The sequence below is a fragment of the Methanosarcina sp. MSH10X1 genome (assembly GCF_004099695.1).
GTDB lineage: Archaea > Halobacteriota > Methanosarcinia > Methanosarcinales > Methanosarcinaceae > Methanosarcina.
Window position 1 is genome coordinate 1 of sequence record NZ_SCHL01000046.1, and the last position, 727, is coordinate 727.

General features: G+C 41.3%; 1 protein-coding gene. It reads left to right on the forward strand.

Annotated elements, in window-relative coordinates:
* Window positions 1-186 precede the first annotated feature (186 nt).
* Window positions 187-651 carry an IS200/IS605 family transposase gene (tnpA, locus tag EQO05_RS15215; protein WP_128507953.1) on the forward strand — a complete coding sequence of 155 codons (465 nt, stop codon included), beginning with the start codon at window positions 187-189 and terminating at the stop codon, window positions 649-651.
* Window positions 652-727: the final 76 nt, after the last annotated feature.

Genomic DNA, 727 nt, shown 5'->3' on the forward strand with positions numbered 1-727 from the left:
TTTATTACTATGGGAGCGCAGAGGGTCACGAATACCCCGTCCTTCAGGTCGGGGATGAAGTGAACCCTCGCCTCTTCGTTTTCCACTTTAAATATCTAAATCCTTACTTTTTTTGTAAAATAAGCTTGTTTTTGGCACCATAGCCACAGATGGTGCCAGCCATCTATGGCTAGGATGTGATATTAGTTGGAATTACACAGTTTTAGCCATGGCTATGGTCAGATTACCTACCACATCGTGTTGGTGCCTAAGTATCGATACAGTATATTCTACAATAAGAGAATTAAAAAGGATTGCGAGTTGATTCTCAGTAACATTTGCACTAAAAATGGCTACAAAATACATGCAATGGAAGTAGTAGACAATCATGTTCACCTGTTTCTGGAATTCCATCCAAGTAATTCTCTGTCAGAGGTAATTCAATATTTGAAAGGAGGCAGTTCTTACAGACTGTTCAAACTCCATCCTGATCTTAAAAAACAGTATTGGGGTGGAAGTCTATGGTCAAATGGAAAGTTCTATAGATCCGTTGGAAATGTAACTGCTGATACGATTAAGCATTACATTAAAGAATCGCAAAGAAAACCGAGTGAAGAGTCTCGATTGCATAGGTTCATGAGATCCGAGCAAAGAAGACTTGATGATTTCTAACTACCAGAACAACCGGGCGGGCGGCCCGAAGCATACCCCATCCTTTAGGGTGGGGTGGCCGCCCGCAATTTGATTT